The organism is Pseudomonas sp. GT1P32 (genome assembly GCF_054897805.1).
The window spans coordinates 3,282,693-3,300,195 of sequence record NZ_CM142704.1 but is presented as its reverse complement, the minus strand read 5'-3'; the positions used below and the strand labels follow the sequence as shown (position 1 = coordinate 3,300,195).

Sequence of the window (17,503 nt, the reverse complement as noted above, 5' to 3'; positions counted from 1 at the left end):
GAGGTGAATATGTCCGTTCCTGTGTACGAAGTGTTCGCCATCCGAGTCGGCGCAAATGCCCAGCGCACTGCCCGGGAGAACTTTCTTTACGACGCCTGCTGCGGTGATCCGAATGCGTCGATGCCGCTGGATTACTACTTCTGGGTCATTCGTAATGAGCAGCAGGTGATTGTGGTCGACACGTGCTTTCAACCCGCGACAGCGGATCGGCGCAACCGTCAGATGTATCGCCTGCCGGAAGAATCCCTACGTCAACTGGACATCGATCCGGCGCAGGTCGAGAACCTGATCCTCACCCATTTGCACTGGGACCACGCCGGCAACCTGGGGTTGTTTCCGAAAGCCACGGTGCATTTGCAGGAAGCGGAGCTGCGCTTCTGCACCGGTCCGAAAATGGCCCATCGCACGGTGAACAAAACCTACGAGGTCGAGGATGTGATGTCGGCGCTGCCACCGTTGTTTGAGGGGCGTTTGCGCTTGCATAGCGGCACGGTCGAGGTGATGCCCGGTGTGACGCTGCACCCGGTGGGCGGCCATACACCGGGTAGCCAGGTGGTGCGGGTGAACACCGCACGTGGGTGGATTGTTCTGGCATCGGATGCGGCGCATTTGTGGGCGAACATTCGTCAGCGCAGTCCGTTTCCGATCATTGATGATCTGGCACAGACGCTGGAAGCGTTTATCGAAATCGACCGTTTGGCCGATGGCGAAGACCACGTCATTCCCGGCCATGACCCGTTGATCGCCGAACGCTTCCCGCATTGGAACGACGATCCGCACATCATCTGCCTGCACGCCAATCCCTTGTAGGAGCCGGCTTGCTGGCGATGGCGGCGGATCAGACAACATCGATGTCGCCTGATATACCGCTATCGCCAGCAAGCCGGCTCCTACAGGTTATGTGTCAGATCTGGTTTCTGAGGAGTTGGCCGAGGGTCGCCAGCGCTTCATCAATCTTTGGCGAATACGGCGCCCCACAACCGATCCGCACGAAGTGACTGAAGCGCTGGGCATTGGAAAAGATATCCCCAGGCAAAATCTGGATGCCCACCTTCAACGCCGCATGAAAAAACGCCATGGACGCCTGTTCAGGCGGCAGTTCCACCCACAACAACGTACCGCCCTGTGGATGGGTGATGCGGGTGCCCGGTGGAAAATAGCGAGTGATCGCCGCACTCATCTGCTGGCGCTGCTGTGTCAGCGTTTTCCTCAAGCGGCGCAGGTAACGTTCGTAGGACGGGGTCTTCATGAACGCACTGACCGCCAGTTGCGACAACGCTTCGCAACCTCGGGACTGCGTGTGTTTGAGCATTTCCACGCGGTCGTGCCACTGCCCGGCGCTGATCCAGCCCAGGCGTATGCCCGGCGCCAGCGTTTTGTTCAGCGACGCGCAATAGATGACGTTGTCGGTGCGGTCCCAGTGTTTGAGCGTGGATAACGGCTGCTCGGTGTCCACCAGGTCGCCGTAGGTATCGTCTTCGATCAGCACGGTGCCGTGCTCGGCACACAATTGCACCAGCCGCGCCTTGTGGGTATCGGGCATGATGCTGCCGAGCGGATTCTGCAGGTTGGGAATGACGATCAGCGCCCGAATCCGTTCGGTGCCTTGCAACAGCTGTTCGAGCGCGAACAGATTGATGCCCGAATGGGCCGTTGCCGGGACTTCGAGCACTCGCAAGTTCAAACTTTCGAGAATTTGCAGCAGGCCGTAAAAGGTCGGGGATTCCACGGCCACGGTGTCGCCGGGGTGGGTCACCGCACGCAAGGCCAGGTTGATCGCTTCGGTCGCGCCGTTGGTGATCACCATTTTCTCGGCGCTCAGGTTGGCCTTTGCCGTCAGCGCTCGTCGGGCAAGGATGTTGCGCAACTCGATGTTGCCGCAGGTCGGCCCTGTCGCACCCAGCAGTTTCTGATCCTGACGCAATGCCTTGCTCATATGGTCTTGCAGAATCTTCAACGGATAGAGTTCCGGCGCGCAGTAGGCGCTGGCGAAATTGACCTTGACCGTCGCGCGTTGGCTGGCCTTGAGCACCGATGACACTTGCTCGTGAATGCCGAGATAGACCTCGGCATCAAGGGGCGCAGGCGTTGTGGTCACGACCGGTTTGGGCAAGGTGTCCGGCTGGCGAATGTAGTTGCCGGAGCGCGGGCGGGCTTCCAGGACGCCATAGTCCTCAAGCTCCCGGCACACCTGCACCGCGGTCGACAGGCTGACGGCGTGTTTTTCCATCATCAGACGAATGGAGGGGAAGCGTTCCCCGGTTTTCAAGGTGCCGCTGCGGATCGCGTCGAGGTAGTGGTTGGCTAACTGACGGTATAAAGGGGTCGGGTGCATGATGACCTCAGCAATCGCACCACTGAGGTCTTGGGCTGGAAAGAAAGTTGACGTTCCCCGCAGGCGGACCCGTGGTGCTCAAGGGTTAAGGGAAGTTTTTTTCTGGTGTCGATACACAGAGAGTAATCGCGCTTTTGCCGGAATCGCGGGCAATAAAAAGCCCCGCTCTAGGGCGGGGCTTTTAGGTCAGTGGCGCTTGAGGCGCTGCTGAGCGGGAAGTGTTACTGCGCGGCGATGCTGTAGCCATCGAACGCGGTTTGCTGCTGAAGCGCGGTGATGATGTTTTTGCGGTTAACCGCGTGTTCGGTTCCGCTGCTGTCCAGGAACGATTCGCTTTCCAGCTCTGCTTCATCGCCTTCGCCGACAAAGGTAAAGCCGAGGAACTCCAGGGCCTCACGGTCAACGTTCAGTCGTGAACGCGGAGTGCGCAGCGGCAACGTGACGCTGATGCCGTCCTTGCTGATGGTGAACACTTCGACATCTTTCTTGGCGCGGGCAGTTTTGCTCTTGCCACTGGTTGGGTTGCTGATGGCCTGATGTGTCTGGTTCAGTACTTTCAGGGCCAGACCGTAGACGATCTCCTGAAACGCAGGATCGTCCTTGAAGCTGGAAAGGATCCGGCTGATCGAGAATTTGCTGCTCAGGTCTTCAAGGGCCGCGATATCGGCCGCCTCGGCGTCCTTGAGTTGCTTGAGTTCGCCCATCAATTCATAGGCTTTATCGTCGTCGAAGCTGTCGTGGGCCTGGCGAATCGCGGCGCGCAGCTCGCGGATCTGGTCGCTTTCCCGGGTGGACTGGAAAGCGTCCAGCACCATCTCGGCGATGGTCTTGGCCTGGGGCATGTGCTGTGAAAGATTGATGGAGTTTTCGTATTCCGCTTTGGACGACAAGGTGACTACGGATTCAGCGGTATTGGAATCGGACATTGAAATTTCACTACTTCTTTAACTTGAATTGGGGCGAAAAAGCACAGGGCTTTTTCAGGCCGCCTAATCTATTGGACCTGCGCGGCGTTGTCACGGGTGAACAGGCGAGCGGGCAAAAGAACTGGCTACCACCACCTTGTAGGAGCCGGCTTGCTGGCGAAGGCGGCGTGTCAGTCGATACCAATTTTGACTGACCCTCCGCCTTCGCCAGCAAGCCGGCTCCTACAGGATGGCGGGCTTGAGGGAGCGGAACGTTTGATAAAACCGGAATGAGCGTCCGCAGAACAAACCGCTCGAAAAGCCCGATGCACAGGCCTTGAGCAACACCATCGGCAGCGTGGCCGAGTGCTGCGGATCAACCTCGGCCTGATAGCCAAAGTAATAGCTGACAGCGAAAAACAGCAGGTAGAGCACCAGGGTTTTTGTCGTGCCCGGCACGATCAACCCGGTTTGCGCTTGATCCAGCTCGACACCCTTGCGCGAAAAAATCACCAGCGCGACGAAGCTGCCAGCGATCACGGCAGCCAGCCAGCAACTGATTGAGAGTGAGAAGTCGGGTGTCAGATTCAACGAATACAGCGACCAGCCCAACAAAATCGGCGGTGTGATCAGCAGCGAAAATTTGCTTTCACGAGTCGGGGACAGGGCTTTGATGCCGTAGTAACAGAGCAGCAGAAATATTGCATAAACCCACAGTGGGGTGTTTTCCAGGGTGTTGAGCATCGAACAGCGTCCTTGCCGAAAAGTGAAGTCAGGATCATAGCGGTTGCGGCGACTATTTCCCCGGTGAATTCAGATTCATCGACCGTACCGCCCATTGCTCTGCGGTTTGCTGATCAACCGGCAGTGTGAAGCGGAACGTTGCACCGCGGCCGGGCACATCGATCAGCTGGATATCGCGACCGTGCAGTTGCAGGATCCGATGCACGATTCGCAGCCCGAGTCCGCCATCGCGCCGTGCCCCGCCAATGTTGAACGGGCGCAGGAACAACCCTTCGCGCAGTTCTGGCGCGATGCCGGGCCCGGTGTCGCTGACGGTGACTTCGACGAAAGACCCTTGAGGGCGCAGGCTCAGTTCGACTTCCCCACCTTGGGCGGTGTGGCGCAGAGCGTTGTCGAACAGATTGGTGAGCACGCGTTCAATCAGCCCCAGATCGGCGCAGGCGGCTGCAACGTTGGGGGCAAAGTTGGCTTTTAGTTCGACCTGACGCGCCTCGGCGGTCAGTTCGAATTTCTGGAAGATGTCCTGCACCAGGTCGGTCAGGGAGAAGCGCTCCAGCACCGGTTGCACAAAACCATGTTCCAGGCGCACCAGTTCCAGCAGCGATTGCGCCAAACCGCCGACTTTGCGGCTTTGATCCAGGGCGATGCCGAGGTAACGACGGCGGTCGGCGGGGGACAACGTGGCGTCCTTGAGCGACAGGGTTTCCAGATAACCGTGCAGCGAGGCCAACGGCGTGCGCAAGTCGTGGGAAATATTCGCCACCAGTTCGCGGCGTTCCTGATCCTGGCGGGTCAACGAACGCCATTGCTCACTGAGGCGCGCCTGCATTTGTCGGAAGGTAGCGTCGAGAATGGCAATTTCATCGTGGCTGGCGGTTTTTTCCACCGGCGCTGATTCAGGAGGCGTGGCCGGGACGCCATCGATGTCGAACTGGCTGACGGTTTCGGTCAGTCGGCGCAAAGGTCGGGTAATCAGCGCAAATGCGGTAAGACCGGCAATCAGGCACAGCAATGCAACCAACCCGATCGATAACAGGGCGGTATTGAGGGCCGCACTGGTGGCACCGCGTTCAGCCAGGCGATCGTGGTCCTCACCGAGCAGCACCACATAGAGATAACCAGCCGGCTTGCCGTCAACTTTCAGCGGCGCGGCGCTGAACACCTTGCGCGCATCGACGCTGCGCGGGTCGTCGCCGAGAATCGGCAGGGCATCGCCTTTGAGCAGGCGCTGGATCGGCGCGAGGTCGATCCGTTCCCGATGAATCCGGCCTTCGGGCGCGGCGCTGCCGACAATCTTGCCCTCGGTGTCGAGCAGATAGACCTCGACACTGGGATTGACCAGCATCAGTTTGCTGAACAAGTCACGCACGGCATTGGGCATCAGGCCCTGGGTGTCCATCAGCACAGTGTCACGGGCAATGTGTTGGGCCAGATCCCGCGACAACCCTTGCACCACTTCCTGCTCATGCATCTGGTTGGAGCGCACCTGCATCCATGCCGAGGTGCCGCAGCACACCAGCAACAGCACGGCGAACACCAGCGACAGCCGCTGGGTGAGGGTCAGCCTCATGGCTGTTCCTCCCTGGCCGCGAATTTGTAGCCACGGCCCCACACCGTGAGGATGCGCACCGGTTGTGCCGGGTCGGCTTCGATTTTCGCGCGCAGGCGGTTGATATGGGTATTGACCGTGTGCTCGTAGCCTTCATGGCTGTAACCCCACACAGCATTGAGCAGGTCCATGCGCGAGAACACCTTGCCGGGCTGGCGGGCGAAGAAATACAGCAGGTCGAACTCCCGTGGTGTGAGGTCGAGGCGTTTGCCGTCAAGGGACACCTCACGGGTGATCGGGTCGATGGAAAGGCCATCGATGATCAGGCTGCCGGCGTCCATTTTCAGGTTGCGGGCCATGGCGTCGACCCGCCGCAACAGCGCTTTGACCCGGGCGACCAGCTCAAGCATGGAAAAGGGTTTGGCCAGGTAATCGTCGGCACCGAGTTCCAGCCCCAGAATCCGGTGCACTTCACTTGAGCGCGCGCTGGTGATGATGATCGGTGTGTAGCGGGCCATGGCGCGGGCGCGCCGGCAGATTTCCAGGCCATCGACGCCCGGCAGCATCAGGTCGAGGATCAGTGCATCCCAGCTCCCTTGCTGCAGCATTCGCATGCCTTCATCGCCATCGGCGCAGTGCACCACCTCGAACTGCTCATCACGAAGATGCAGGCAGATAAGGTCGGCGATATGCAGGTCGTCCTCGACCACGAGGACGCGTTTGGTCGGTTCCATCAAGCTCAATCCTTCGGCGCAATGAGCGCATTGTGCGGGTTTTCCGGGGCCAGAGTTATCACGAATTGTTTAACTTCCCGTGAGGATTTGGCGATCAACCCAAGCCTAGGCTGTGTTCCATGAAAGGCACTTTGGATTTTGGAGACGGCCATGTTTTCACGGCGACAATTTCTTGTAGCGAGCGGCGGGCTGGGGGTTGCAGCCCTGGCGATCGGTGTATTGCCAAAATTTGCTGCCAGCTCTGCGCTGGTCAGCGAGGCCAGCGCGGCGGAGGTTTTCGAGGTAACGCACACTGACAACGAATGGCGTGCCCTGCTCAGTGACGAGCAGTACGAAATCCTGCGGGAAGAGGGCACTGAACGGGCTTACAGCAGTGCGCTGAACAATGAGCATCGTGATGGAACCTTTGCCTGTGCCGGTTGCGATCTGCCGCTGTTTTCCTCTGCAACCAAGTTCGACAGCCGCACCGGTTGGCCGAGTTTCTGGGCACCGCTGGACAAGGCGGTGGCGACCCGTCAGGACCGGTCCTTTGGTGTGTTGCGCGAAGAGGTTCACTGCCGGCGTTGCGGCGGTCATCTGGGCCATGTTTTCGACGATGGACCCAAACCTACCGGTTTGCGCTACTGCATGAACGGCCTCGCGATGACCTTCAAGCCGCAGGCGGCTTGATTCCTTTTTCTCTCATTTCCTGCAGGTCGACGCCATGTGGCTTCTGGTTCTCGCTTATCTCGGTGGTGTGCTGACGATCGTCAGCCCGTGCATTCTGCCGGTGTTGCCGTTTGTCTTCGCTCGCACCGGGCAGCCGTTCATGAAGAGCAGCCTGCCGCTGCTGGCGGGCATGGCGCTGACCTTCGCGCTGGTCGCTTCATTGGCGGCAGTGGGCGGCGGTTGGGTGGTGCAACTCAATCAATACGGACGCTGGCTCGCGTTGGTGTTTGTCGCCCTGTTCGGGCTGACGCTGTTGCTGCCGCAGTTGGCCGAACGCTTGACGCGCCCGTTGGTGGCGGCTGGCAGTCGGTTGTCGGAGGCGGCAGGCGCCGATGCCCGGCCGCGTCCCGGCGCTTCGTTTCTGATCGGTGTTGCCACGGGGCTGCTCTGGGCGCCGTGTGCCGGGCCAATTCTGGGCCTGTTATTAACCGGCGCCGCGCTGCAAGGGGCAAGCATCGCCACCACCCTGTTGCTGTTGGCCTACGCCGCCGGTGCCGCCACTTCCCTCGCTGTTGCGTTGCTGCTGGGCGGTAAGGTTTTCGCCGCAATGAAGCGTTCCATCGGTGCTGGCGAGTGGGTCCGTCGAGGTTTGGGCGCGGCCATGCTGGCCGGTGTGGCGGCGATTGCGTTGGGGCTTGATACCGGGATTCTGGCGCGGTTTTCCACGGCATCTACCGGTGGTATCGAACAGGCGCTGGTGGGCCGTTTGGCCGGTAAGACACCGAACGGCAGCGAGGCGATGATGGCGAGGACCCCGGCTGCTGATGGTGCGATGAGCGTGGCTGACAAAGCGCCGGGCACACTGCCCATCGAAGGCAAGCTGCCACCGCTGGATGGCGCCGTGCAATGGCTTAACTCGCCACCACTCGATGCCCAGGCGTTGAAGGGCAAGGTAGTGCTGGTGGATTTCTGGACTTACTCCTGCATCAACTGCCTGCGCAGCTTGCCGTATGTAAAAGCCTGGGCTGAAAAATACCGTGATCAGGGCTTGGTGGTGATCGGCGTCCATGCGCCCGAATTCGCCTTCGAGCGCAACGTAGACAACGTCACCAAAGCTATGAAGGACCTGGGTATCAACTACCCGGTGGCCATCGATAACGAATTCAAGATCTGGCGAGCTTTCAACAATGAGTATTGGCCGGCTCACTATTTTGCCGACGCCCAGGGGCGCATTCGTTATCACCACTTTGGCGAAGGCGAGTACGCCGAGTCGGAGCGGGTGATCCAGCAATTGCTGCGTGAAGCGGGTGCCGCCAAGGTGGATGACGGGTTGATCAATGCCAATGCCGAGGGTGTTCAGCTCGCGCCGGACATGAACGAAGTGCAGTCGCCGGAAACCTATGTCGGTTACCAGCGTGCCGAAAACTTTGTCGCCGAAACCAGTCTGGCGCCCGACAAGGTGACGACCTACAACCCTCCGTCGCAACTGGCGCTCAACGACTGGAGCCTGGGCGGTCAGTGGACTGTCGGTTCGGAGCGGGCCACTTCAAGCGAGCCCGCCAGTCGCATTGTCTACCGCTTCCACGCACGTGATTTGCATCTGGTACTGGGGCCCGGCGCAGACGGCAGACCGGTGCGTTTCAAAGTGCTGATTGACGGAAAAGCCCCCGGCGATGCCCACGGTACGGACGTAGCGCCCGATGGCAGCGGTAGCGTTACCGAACAACGTTTGTATCAACTGGTGCGTCAGTCCGGCGCAGTAACGGATCGCACGTTCAGCATCGAATTTCTCGATCCGGGTGTCTCGGCGTATGCCTTTACGTTCGGTTGATCGCCACTTCACTGATTCAGGAGTCAGCCTCATGAAAACCCTGTTCACCTTGCGTCGTACCCTGTTGGGCCTGGCCGCCGCTGGCGTCATCGGCCAATGCTCTGCGTTCTCTTTCGGTTCCGCCGAAGACGCGGTCATCATCCCCGCACCCACACTCGACGAAATCACCCAGGCCCACAGCGAAACCGCCGTGTTTGCCGGCGGTTGCTTCTGGGGCGTCCAAGGTGTGTTCCAGCATGTCAAAGGCGTGAAAAAAGCCGTCTCCGGTTACGCGGGCGGGGCGGCCAACACCGCCCAATACGAGCGGGTCAGCGACGGCAACACCGGTCACGCGGAATCGGTCGAAGTGACCTTCGACCCTACTCAGGTCAGCTATGGCACCTTGTTGCAAATCTACTTCTCGGTGGCTCACAACCCGACCGAACTCAATCGTCAGGGACCTGACCGTGGCACGCAGTATCGCTCGGCGATTTTTCCGGAAAACAGCGAGCAGCAACGTGTCGCCCAGGCCTACATTGCCCAGCTCGACGCTGCGAAATCGTTCAACAAACCGATTGTCACCAAACTGGAAACCTATAACGGTTTCTACCCGGCGGAAGAGGAGCATCAGGACTTTCTGACTGAACACCCCACCTATCCGTACATCGTTATCAACGATCTACCGAAAGTGGCGCAGTTGAAAAAGTTGTTTCCGGAGCGGTATCAAGAGAAACCGGTGTTGGTGAAGGCGGGGATGTGAGGGGCGAGAAAAAAGCTCACCCCGAAATCACATTCTTGCCCGCCACTTTCGACCGATACAACGCTTGATCAGCCCTGGCCAGCAGCCCGGTCTGTTGTTCTTCTTCAAAGCGTTGTACGACGCCAAAACTCATGGTTACTTGAAAGTCTCCCACTGGCAGCAAACTGGCGACGCTATGGCGGATTGTCTCCGCGAGGCTTCTGGCGTCGGCCAACGGGGTATCGGGAAGAATGATGATGAACTCGTCACCGCCCCAGCGCGCGAGCAAATCGCCGTTGCGTACGCAATGTTTCACGCTCTGGACTACCTGCACCAACGCGGCATCCCCCAAGGCATGGCCGTAGTGATCGTTGATGTTCTTGAAGTCGTCGATGTCCATGGCAATCAGCGACAGCGGCTGTCGGAAGCGCTGGGCGCGATCACATGCCTGAGGCAGGTCCTTGCTCAGGCGATGGCGATTGGCGATTGGCGATTGCGGTCAGTGCGTCGGTTTCCGCCAGTTTGCGGTTTTCTTCGAGCTGAATCTGCAGTTGCTGGTTGACCCGGGATAACTCTCGAGTGCGTTCTTCGACGATGGCTTCGAGGGATTTGTTCTTTCGTTCAAGCTCTTCGAACAGACGCTTCTTGTCTTCGATGCTGCGGTGCGCACCGACCATGCGCGCCACCGAACCGTCGGCGTTGCGGGCGAGCACGTAGCCGCGGTCTTCGACCCAGGTATAGCTACCATCCTGCATGCGGCAGCGATACTCGGCCTGATAGCCGGGAGCCTGTTGGCTCAGGTAGGCGTCAAACAGGGCCATGACCCGTGGGTAATCCTCGGGATGCATCACCGATTCCCAAGTGAATACCGTGTTGTCGAGGGAGTGAGGCGCATAGCCGAGCATTTCGTACCAGCCGGGGTTGCGGTAAACGAACCCGGTATTGGCGTTCCAGTCCCAGATGCCATCACTGACCAGTTCCAGAATGGTGTGCAGCATGTCTTCGTTCAAATCCGACAGATTGAACTTCAACGCTTCAATATCCGAGGCCCCATCCATCACTGCTCTCCCTGACTAAAGCGACCCACCAGTCGAGGAGATTAGTCGATGGTGCATTCAACCGCCTAGTGCTTGCCCCACATCCCCATGGCGAAGTCGACGAAACGGCGTAATTTCGGCAAGCGGTAGCGATCCTGAGCGTACATCAGGCTCATTGGCCGGCTCGGCGGCAGGTAATTGGGCATCAAGGCCACCAGTGTTCCGTCCTTGAGGTCTTGTTCTACCAAGGCGTCGGGTAACAGCACGATGCCCATGCCGGTGCGTGCCGCCTGATGCAAGCCGGCGGAGCTGTTGATCAGCATCGGTCCACTGACCGCCACCGCTACCTCGCCTTCGGCCCCGCTCAGACGCCATTCCTTTTCCACCGATTGCCAGTCATCACCGGCCGGGTAGGCGAAGGACAGGCAGTCGTGGTGTCGCAGGTCATCAGGTTTTTCCGGGTTGCCGCGACGCGCCAGGTAGATCGGCGATGCGCACATGGTCAGGGTGTAGTCCACGAGTGGACGGGCGATCAGGTTGGTCTGTTCCATGTTGCCCAGGCGAAACGCCACGTCGATGCCGTTTTCAAGCAGGTCCGGGCGGCGGTTGGTGAGGACCACGTCCAGTTTGACGCGTGGGCACAGCAGGGCGAATTCGCTGAGCGCCGGTGCCAGTTTTTCCGTGCCGAAGGTTAACGGTGCGGTAATGCGCAGGGTGCCGCTCGGTTCGTCGAGGGCCTGCTCGGCCAGGCGTTCGGATTCGGCCACCAGTCCCAGCACTTCCAGGCAGCGTTGATAGTACGCGGTGCCAAATTCCGTCAACCGCTGGCGCCGGGTCGTACGGTTGAGCAAGCGCACACCCAGACGCTGCTCCAGTGCCCGCAGGTGATTGCCCACCATGGTGGTGGACATTTCGCACTGAAAAGCGGCGGCGGTCATGCTGCCGGATTCCACCACCCTTACGTAAACGGTCATTGCCTGGAACAAATCCATTATCAATCCCGACTTTAAAATGATTGAAGTATTGCAGCGTTTATCCAGTTCAGGTGGCTAACCATACTGCAAAAACACCGACCATTGATGGAGCTTGATGTCATGACCGCCGCCTGCCTGATGAGTACTTACCAACCGCTGGCACTGAGTTTCAGTAAAGGCCTGGGCACACGCCTGTGGGATCAGGCCGGTCGTGAATACCTGGACGCGGTGGCGGGCGTGGCAGTGACCAACGTTGGGCACTCACATCCTAAAATTGTCTCGGCGATCAGCGAACAGGCCGGCCTGCTGCTGCACACCTCCAACCTCTACAGCATCGACTGGCAACAGCGGCTGGCGCAGAAACTGACGCGGTTGGCGGACATGGAGCGGGCGTTTTTCAATAACTCCGGCGCCGAAGCCAACGAGACCGCGCTGAAACTGGCGCGGCTGCATGGCTGGCACAAAGGCATCGAGCAGCCCTTGGTGGTCGTCATGGAAAACGCGTTCCATGGCCGGACGCTCGGCACCCTGTCCGCCAGCGATGGCCCGGCCGTGCGCCTGGGGTTCAATGAACTACCGGGTGATTTCGTCAAAGTACCGTTCGGCGACCTCAAGGCGCTGGACAAGGTCCAGCAGGCCCACGGCGCAAGAATCGTGGCAATCCTGATGGAACCGATCCAGGGTGAAAGCGGCGTGCAACTGGCACCGCCCGGTTACCTCAAGGCCGTGCGCGACCTGTGCAATCGGCGTGGCTGGCTGATGATGCTCGACGAAATCCAGACCGGCATCGGTCGCACCGGCCAGTGGTTTGCGTTCCAGCACGAAGGCATCGTTCCGGACGTCATGACGTTGGCCAAAGGCCTCGGTAACGGCGTCCCTATCGGCGCTTGCCTGGCCCGGGGCAAAGCCGCCGACCTCTTCACCCCCGGCAGCCATGGCAGTACGTTCGGCGGTAATCCTTTGGCCTGCCGCGTGGGTTGCACCGTGCTGGACATCATCGAAGAACAGGGCCTGCTGGAAAACGCCAAAATACAGGGCGAACGCTTGCTCGCCAGATTGCGCACCGAGTTGGCCGATGACCCAAACGTGCTGGCGATTCGCGGGCAGGGTTTGATGATCGGCATCGAACTCAAGCAACCGATTCGCGACCTGACCCTGATCGCCGCCCGGGATCACGCCTTGCTGATCAACGTGACACGGGGCAAGACCATCCGCCTACTGCCACCGCTGACGATTGATGAGCGCGAGGTGGAGATGATTGTCAGAGGGGTTTGTCGGGCGGTGAAAACGGTCTGAGCTACCTTAATGCTGACCGCTTTTTGTAGGAGCCAGGCTTGCCGGCGAAGGTGCTCTTGAGGACGCTTTCGCCGGCAAGCCTGGCTCCTACAGGTGCGGTTCGCTCTTATACGGCCGGGAATCAGCGAAGTCGGTGATGTCCGCGCGGTTCAAGAGTCGCAGTTTTGAACCGGCAAACCCTTCGAACAACTGCCTATGCGCGGCAAACCCACTGGAACCTTCGCGAGCACGGTAACTGCCGGCCCAGTCGAGCAAGGCGACCAGCCTCTCGTCCTGCTCATCCCGATTCGCCTCACGCAGACGAATATTGGCAACGCATTCCTCATCGCCAACACACAGCCAGATCAACGCCGTGGCCCTGTGGATAAGTTCGCAGACGATCCAGTCGTAAACACCTTCGATCACCCAGCGCTCTTCATCTGCCGCGATCCGCGCCATGCCCAGGGCTTCGGCGCGGGGGCGGGCGATGCTGTGTTCGTCGGATATCCAGTGAATCGCGTCCAGATCAACCCACGGCGCTTTCAAGTGATCCGCCAGGCGCTTGGCCAGCCAACTCTTGCCGGAGCCGGAATTGCCGATGATCAGGGTCCGGATGAGATCCATAAATCACCACGATCTACTGTAGGAGCAAGCTTGCTCGCGATGCAGACAACTCGGTCTCTCGCCTTCAATCCTCAGCCTCAGGCGCCACCATCCGCGTCTTCGGCGAGCCATCCGAATTGTGCTGGTATATCGCCTGCGGCTGTCCTTTTTCATTAAAGAACACCTGCCCGATCCCCGCCGAATTCCACAACCGTTCACCCGCCTCGGCATGCTCCGGAACATGCGGGACGATGCGCATCCGCCGGCGTTTGGTCAGCCAGTTCAGCGGTGAGCGCGGCGAATAGAGCCAGCGGTTGAGGCGGTCGAACCATTCCAGCAGCGTCGGCGGAAATTCGTTCTTGATGCCGCTGCTGGTGATCTGCCAGATCCTAGGGCCCGCCTTGCGGTGTCGGATCAGCACTTCGTAGACGAAGGAATAATGCACATCGCCTGACAGCACCACGTAGTTACCCGGTGTACGCGAGTGTCGGAAAATGTTCAGGATCACCTGCGCCGCGCCGCGATGGGCCATCCAGTTTTCGGCGTCCACCAACAGGGGATAACCGAACCAGCTGAACACCCGTTGCACGGTTTCGATCAGCTTCACACCGAACACCGGCGCTGGCGAAACGATGATCGCCGACGGGTGACCCAGCAGCTCCTGTTGCAGTTCGCAGAGGGCTTCCCAGTCCAATAGACCCGAGGGTTGCTTGAGTGTCATCTCGCTGCGCCAGCGCCGGGTGCGGGTGTCGAGCACCACCATCGCGGGGCTGGTGGGCAGCACGTAATGCCAGTGCTGAAACTTCAGCAGCTCATCGATCAAGGCGTCCTGCACCGGGCCGTCGAGATAGCCGTCTTCACCGGTCGCGCTGAAACCATTGGTCTTCTCCAGCACCGCGCCGAACGCATCCGGGTTGTTGCCCCAACCCTGGCACAACATGTAAGCAATCAGCGCGTTGCCGATGATGCGCTTGGAGAACGGGTGGCCGTAGGCCGTTTCCTCCCATTGCGCGGAAAGATTCCAGTCATCGGTAATATCGTGGTCGTCGAAGATCATCAGGCACGGCAGATGCGCGAAGGCCCGTGCGACACCGCCCAGGCCAGCTTTGAAGGCATCGATGCGCGTCTGCTCCAGCGCATAACGCTCGCGCCGTTCGGGAATCAACTTCGGCGGTTTTGGCGTGATCAGCGTCCAGGGTGTCGGCGACCACACCAGCAGGTACATGGCCATGACTTCAGCAAAGGTCACCAGATGATTGTCGGCACTGCTGCTGGTGAAAATCGGCTTGCGCGCCCCGCCGAAAAATCGCTCGCGCAGGGTTTCATTGCTTTGCAGCGCCGGTAACAAATCCGCACGGTGGTAGTAGCTGGCCGCATGCTCATAGAGCTTGGCGCTGTCGCTGACCACGGCGCCTTCGAGGTGTTCGCCGAACAATCCCAACCGTGCGATCAAGGCATGAATGCCCCGCAGCATCGGCCCGGCGACATCGTCGGCGTACACCTGGTCGCCACTCATCATCAGCAACGCCGGGCGCTCAGTGGCCTCGTGTTCCGAGGCCAACAAATGATCGACACAGAGCAAGCCGTCGGCGGCGGGATGATGAGGTTTACGGCAAGAGCCATGCAGCAGTTGGTCGATCCGCGAGCGCAAAACAAAATTCGGGCAGCGTGCTTCGCCATACAACAGATGCGGCGCCCATTCGGCGATGCCCGTCATTGCGTCATCAATCAGCAGGTCGTACTCGATCAACGTGTCGCAGGGCAGGGCGTTGTCGAGCGGCACATCGATCAAATGAATGAAGGCATGCGTACCGACGGGAATGATCGTGCATTGCCCGGCATCGAGGCGAATGTCGCCAACATCTTGCAGACGCAACGTCAGCGATAACGGCCGGGTGCCCACGAGCCACAGCACCAGGCGCGTGGGTTCCAGGCGCCGCAGCAACGGGCCGACGAGGACGGGCGGCAGAGCTTCAGGGCCGTCGGTTAATGGCAAAGACATGGGCATGCAGGTTCAACACTCCTGGCGCAAAGAGGCGCGCGATGATAGCGCAGCCAGTGGCCAGGATTGTCTGATGGCCACTGGCTTGCAGCTGAATCTGTAACAAGCGATGATCGCTTCAGCATCACACACTCATCAAAGGATTGAGTAATGACTCAAGGATTGAAGTCGGCAACACTCGCTGTGGTTATATCAGCACTGGCCGGTTGTTCGGCCGTCGGGGTGGTATCCAGTTCCGATCCTCATCAAAAACTGGCCGACGCTGACGCCCTGCTTGATCAGAATCGGCCACTGCCCGCCGAGCGCCTGATCGTCGAAGCGTTGGCCATCTGCAAGACGACCAGCGACCCTCTCTGCTTCGCTGATGCCTACCGCACCTACGGGCTGTTTTTCATGTCGCCAACCTTGCGGCAATGGGAAACCCACTACACCACCAATGCGTTCCTCGAGCCTGACGCCACGTTTGCAACGCGCTACGTGAAATCCAATGAATACTTCGAGAAGTCGCGGGCTATTTATGCACAGGCAGGACAGTTTGAGGTGGTGACCAACATCAACCTCAATCGGGGTTTCGCCTATGAAATGGCAGCCGACACGCGTTTGGCTTGTCAGGCTTACAACGACAGTCTGAACGCCAGCAAGGAAAACTCACGGCTCAAACCCGGGGCGATCATTCAGGTGCCGGCGAAATACGGGACGTTTGAAAACTACATCGCTATACAGAAAAGCCGCGCCGGGTGTGCCGTCGAAGGGTGATGGCGCGGACTGGTGATTCACCCAGGGAGGGCGGTGAGTCGGGATCGTCGTGCCGAGCTTTGTCATGGTTCCGGATCTGCTGCTGGGCTCGGACCTGATTGCGATGTTGCCCAGCCAGTGCCTGTCGATGCCGATGGCCAAGACGCTGCACACCGTGCAACCGCCGATTGAGGTTGAGGGGTTTGCGGTGCATCTGGCCTGGCATAAACGCCGCGATGAGGACGCGGCGGTGCAGTGCGTAGCGCGGGTGTTGGAGGAAGTGATCGCTGCTCACTGACATCCGCCTCACCGTTGGCGACCAGCCAGCGAAACAGCTCGCTCACCGACACCGTGTGACTGCGCTCGATCCAGCGCACCACCGCCGGGCCGTAGTGTTCGGTGTAGCGGCTGAGCACCAGTTGGCGACAGTCTGCGGACAGGCGCAGGGTGATTTCCCGGCAGTGCAGATTCGCCTCATCGTCGCGGGTCACGCGGTGTTGAAGAGTCAGGCCTTCAGAAACCATCGGCCGGTGCTCCTGTGCATTGCGCTTGAGTGTTCTTCGGCGAGCCTTGTTTGCCCTCGACCACGAAAGCGGCGCGATGCTCGGCGACCACGTTGCGCAACGCGCTGTAATAGTCCGGCAGTTTTTGCAGGCTGTCGGTCAGCGGCAGGACTTCGGCTCGACTATCGACGATGTCGCCGACGGTGTTGATCGTTGAGAGCGTGTCCACGGTATCGCTGTTGTCGCCGAACGGATCGACCACGAAACTCAGCACACGCCCGGCCGCATCGCGGCTGTTGGACGTGCCGAGCAACGGCAGTTCGACGATCGGCCCGTCGCCGATGCCCCACACGCCGAAGGTCTGGCCGAAGTCGGCTTTATGACGGGGAATGCCGGCCATGCCGGAGACGTCGACCAACCCCACCACGCCCACCGTGGTATTCAGCGCGAACCGCCCCAGCGTATTGACCGAACGCATCGGATTACCTTGCAGCAGGTCGTTGATAAACACCTTGGGCTCGCCGAAGTTCGCCACGAAGTTATGCACACCCGTCTGGAAAAAGTCCGGCGTGTGGCGATAGCCGCGAGCAACCGGCGCCAGGGCGTAATCATCCACCACCCGGTTAAACGCGAAGACCCCGCGATTGAGCGGTTCCGCCGGGTCGTACACCGAATAGGCGATGTCGGCGCAGCTCACTTCGGCGCTGGACGACGGCTGGCTGCTGCAGCCCGCCAACCCGGCGGCCAGCACGGCAATCGAGGTGTTGCGGGTCAGCCAGGGAGCACATTTGAAAGGCAACATGGACGCGAGTCTCGGGAGGAATTCGCGGCGATGCTGGGCCCCGAGCCTTGCGCAAAGATGTCCGGTTTATTGCGCCGCTGTCGTTTTATTGCAGGATTGAAATATATG

At 59.8% G+C, this 17,503-nt stretch carries 17 protein-coding genes and 1 pseudogene; 8 read left to right on the top strand and 10 right to left on the bottom strand.

Annotated elements, in window-relative coordinates; all coding sequences use genetic code 11:
- Window positions 1-9 precede the first annotated feature (9 nt).
- Window positions 10-810 carry an N-acyl homoserine lactonase family protein gene (locus ACYZUC_RS15200; protein ID WP_461996612.1) on the top strand — a complete coding sequence of 267 codons (801 nt, stop codon included), beginning with the start codon at window positions 10-12 and terminating at the stop codon, window positions 808-810.
- Window positions 811-904: 94 nt separating this feature from the next.
- On the opposite strand, the gene ACYZUC_RS15195 is transcribed toward ACYZUC_RS15200, so the two are convergent.
- Both ACYZUC_RS15195 and ACYZUC_RS15190 read right to left on the bottom strand, forming a co-directional pair.
- Complete coding sequence (locus ACYZUC_RS15195; RefSeq protein ID WP_461996611.1) at window positions 905-2,335, bottom strand: aminotransferase-like domain-containing protein; 1,431 nt, start codon at window positions 2,333-2,335, stop codon at window positions 905-907.
- A 221-nt stretch (window positions 2,336-2,556) separates the two neighbouring features.
- Complete coding sequence (locus ACYZUC_RS15190) at window positions 2,557-3,261, bottom strand: hypothetical protein (RefSeq protein ID WP_461996610.1); 705 nt, start codon at window positions 3,259-3,261, stop codon at window positions 2,557-2,559.
- Here ACYZUC_RS15190 and ACYZUC_RS15185 point away from each other — a divergent pair.
- A complete protein-coding gene (locus ACYZUC_RS15185; RefSeq protein ID WP_461996609.1) occupies window positions 3,261-3,455 on the top strand; it encodes a hypothetical protein in 195 nt (64 codons plus the stop codon). The genes ACYZUC_RS15190 and ACYZUC_RS15185 overlap by 1 nt on opposite strands.
- A 28-nt stretch (window positions 3,456-3,483) precedes the next feature.
- Here ACYZUC_RS15185 and ACYZUC_RS15180 read toward each other — a convergent pair whose 3' ends face one another.
- The 3 genes from ACYZUC_RS15180 to ACYZUC_RS15170 are packed head-to-tail and all read right to left on the bottom strand — an operon-like array spanning window position 3,484 to window position 6,267.
- Window positions 3,484-3,984, bottom strand: a complete 501-nt coding sequence (locus ACYZUC_RS15180; RefSeq protein WP_461996608.1) for a hypothetical protein — start codon at window positions 3,982-3,984, stop codon at window positions 3,484-3,486.
- Window positions 3,985-4,036: 52 nt separating this feature from the next.
- Window positions 4,037-5,554 carry a sensor histidine kinase gene (locus ACYZUC_RS15175; protein ID WP_207285715.1) on the bottom strand — a complete coding sequence of 506 codons (1,518 nt, stop codon included), beginning with the start codon at window positions 5,552-5,554 and terminating at the stop codon, window positions 4,037-4,039.
- A complete protein-coding gene (locus ACYZUC_RS15170) occupies window positions 5,551-6,267 on the bottom strand; it encodes a response regulator transcription factor (protein WP_461996607.1) in 717 nt (238 codons plus the stop codon). The genes ACYZUC_RS15175 and ACYZUC_RS15170 overlap by 4 nt, the downstream gene beginning before the upstream one ends.
- Before the next feature lie 150 nt (window positions 6,268-6,417).
- On the opposite strand from ACYZUC_RS15170, the gene msrB reads away from it, so the two are divergent.
- From msrB to msrA, 3 genes are read left to right on the top strand one after another with little or no spacing between them, the layout of a single operon-like run.
- A complete protein-coding gene (gene msrB, locus ACYZUC_RS15165; protein ID WP_461996606.1) occupies window positions 6,418-6,936 on the top strand; it encodes a peptide-methionine (R)-S-oxide reductase MsrB in 519 nt (172 codons plus the stop codon).
- Window positions 6,937-6,970: 34 nt separating this feature from the next.
- A complete protein-coding gene (locus ACYZUC_RS15160) occupies window positions 6,971-8,746 on the top strand; it encodes a cytochrome c biogenesis protein DipZ (protein ID WP_461996605.1) in 1,776 nt (591 codons plus the stop codon).
- Window positions 8,747-8,777: 31 nt separating this feature from the next.
- Window positions 8,778-9,485 carry a peptide-methionine (S)-S-oxide reductase MsrA gene (msrA, locus tag ACYZUC_RS15155; protein WP_461996604.1) on the top strand — a complete coding sequence of 236 codons (708 nt, stop codon included), beginning with the start codon at window positions 8,778-8,780 and terminating at the stop codon, window positions 9,483-9,485.
- Window positions 9,486-9,501: 16 nt separating this feature from the next.
- Here the strand turns inward: msrA and ACYZUC_RS15150 are convergent.
- Window positions 9,502-10,522, bottom strand: a pseudogene (locus ACYZUC_RS15150) (GGDEF domain-containing protein).
- Window positions 10,523-10,587: 65 nt separating this feature from the next.
- Window positions 10,588-11,493, bottom strand: coding sequence for a LysR family transcriptional regulator (locus ACYZUC_RS15145; RefSeq protein ID WP_461996603.1), 906 nt, complete (start codon window positions 11,491-11,493; stop codon window positions 10,588-10,590).
- 102 nt (window positions 11,494-11,595) lie between these two features.
- On the opposite strand from ACYZUC_RS15145, the gene ACYZUC_RS15140 reads away from it, so the two are divergent.
- Window positions 11,596-12,771: an acetylornithine/succinylornithine family transaminase gene (locus tag ACYZUC_RS15140; protein ID WP_461996602.1), complete on the top strand. Its 1,176-nt coding sequence runs from the start codon at window positions 11,596-11,598 to the stop codon at window positions 12,769-12,771.
- An 87-nt stretch (window positions 12,772-12,858) separates the two neighbouring features.
- Here the strand turns inward: ACYZUC_RS15140 and ACYZUC_RS15135 are convergent, their stop codons facing one another.
- Together ACYZUC_RS15135 and ACYZUC_RS15130 are read right to left on the bottom strand one after the other, a co-directional pair.
- Entirely contained in the window at window positions 12,859-13,374 is a 516-nt protein-coding gene (locus tag ACYZUC_RS15135; protein WP_461996601.1) for a P-loop NTPase family protein, read from the bottom strand.
- A gap of 64 nt (window positions 13,375-13,438) precedes the next feature.
- A complete protein-coding gene (locus ACYZUC_RS15130; protein WP_461996600.1) occupies window positions 13,439-15,361 on the bottom strand; it encodes an alkaline phosphatase D family protein in 1,923 nt (640 codons plus the stop codon).
- Between the two features lie 144 nt (window positions 15,362-15,505).
- Here ACYZUC_RS15130 and ACYZUC_RS15125 point away from each other — a divergent pair, with 144 nt between their 5' ends.
- Window positions 15,506-16,111 carry a hypothetical protein gene (locus ACYZUC_RS15125; protein WP_461996599.1) on the top strand — a complete coding sequence of 202 codons (606 nt, stop codon included), beginning with the start codon at window positions 15,506-15,508 and terminating at the stop codon, window positions 16,109-16,111.
- A 64-nt stretch (window positions 16,112-16,175) separates the two neighbouring features.
- Window positions 16,176-16,388 carry a hypothetical protein gene (locus ACYZUC_RS15120; protein WP_461996598.1) on the top strand — a complete coding sequence of 71 codons (213 nt, stop codon included), beginning with the start codon at window positions 16,176-16,178 and terminating at the stop codon, window positions 16,386-16,388.
- Between the two features lie 215 nt (window positions 16,389-16,603).
- Here the strand turns inward: ACYZUC_RS15120 and ACYZUC_RS15115 are convergent, their stop codons facing one another.
- Entirely contained in the window at window positions 16,604-17,395 is a 792-nt protein-coding gene (locus ACYZUC_RS15115; protein WP_461996597.1) for an MlaA family lipoprotein, read from the bottom strand.
- Window positions 17,396-17,503 lie beyond the last annotated feature (108 nt).

Coding starts and splice junctions, on each gene's coding strand:
- ACYZUC_RS15200 (WP_461996612.1), top strand. CDS start 10: ATGTCCGTTCCTGTGTACGAAGTGTTCGCCATCCGAGTCGGCGCAAAT.
- ACYZUC_RS15195 (WP_461996611.1), bottom strand. CDS start 2,335: ATGCACCCGACCCCTTTATACCGTCAGTTAGCCAACCACTACCTCGAC.
- ACYZUC_RS15190 (WP_461996610.1), bottom strand. CDS start 3,261: ATGTCCGATTCCAATACCGCTGAATCCGTAGTCACCTTGTCGTCCAAA.
- ACYZUC_RS15180 (WP_461996608.1), bottom strand. CDS start 3,984: ATGCTCAACACCCTGGAAAACACCCCACTGTGGGTTTATGCAATATTT.
- ACYZUC_RS15175 (WP_207285715.1), bottom strand. CDS start 5,554: ATGAGGCTGACCCTCACCCAGCGGCTGTCGCTGGTGTTCGCCGTGCTG.
- ACYZUC_RS15170 (WP_461996607.1), bottom strand. CDS start 6,267: ATGGAACCGACCAAACGCGTCCTCGTGGTCGAGGACGACCTGCATATC.
- msrB (WP_461996606.1), top strand. CDS start 6,418: ATGTTTTCACGGCGACAATTTCTTGTAGCGAGCGGCGGGCTGGGGGTT.
- ACYZUC_RS15160 (WP_461996605.1), top strand. CDS start 6,971: ATGTGGCTTCTGGTTCTCGCTTATCTCGGTGGTGTGCTGACGATCGTC.
- msrA (WP_461996604.1), top strand. CDS start 8,778: ATGAAAACCCTGTTCACCTTGCGTCGTACCCTGTTGGGCCTGGCCGCC.
- ACYZUC_RS15145 (WP_461996603.1), bottom strand. CDS start 11,493: ATGGATTTGTTCCAGGCAATGACCGTTTACGTAAGGGTGGTGGAATCC.
- ACYZUC_RS15140 (WP_461996602.1), top strand. CDS start 11,596: ATGACCGCCGCCTGCCTGATGAGTACTTACCAACCGCTGGCACTGAGT.
- ACYZUC_RS15135 (WP_461996601.1), bottom strand. CDS start 13,374: ATGGATCTCATCCGGACCCTGATCATCGGCAATTCCGGCTCCGGCAAG.
- ACYZUC_RS15130 (WP_461996600.1), bottom strand. CDS start 15,361: ATGCCCATGTCTTTGCCATTAACCGACGGCCCTGAAGCTCTGCCGCCC.
- ACYZUC_RS15125 (WP_461996599.1), top strand. CDS start 15,506: ATGACTCAAGGATTGAAGTCGGCAACACTCGCTGTGGTTATATCAGCA.
- ACYZUC_RS15120 (WP_461996598.1), top strand. CDS start 16,176: ATGGTTCCGGATCTGCTGCTGGGCTCGGACCTGATTGCGATGTTGCCC.
- ACYZUC_RS15115 (WP_461996597.1), bottom strand. CDS start 17,395: ATGTTGCCTTTCAAATGTGCTCCCTGGCTGACCCGCAACACCTCGATT.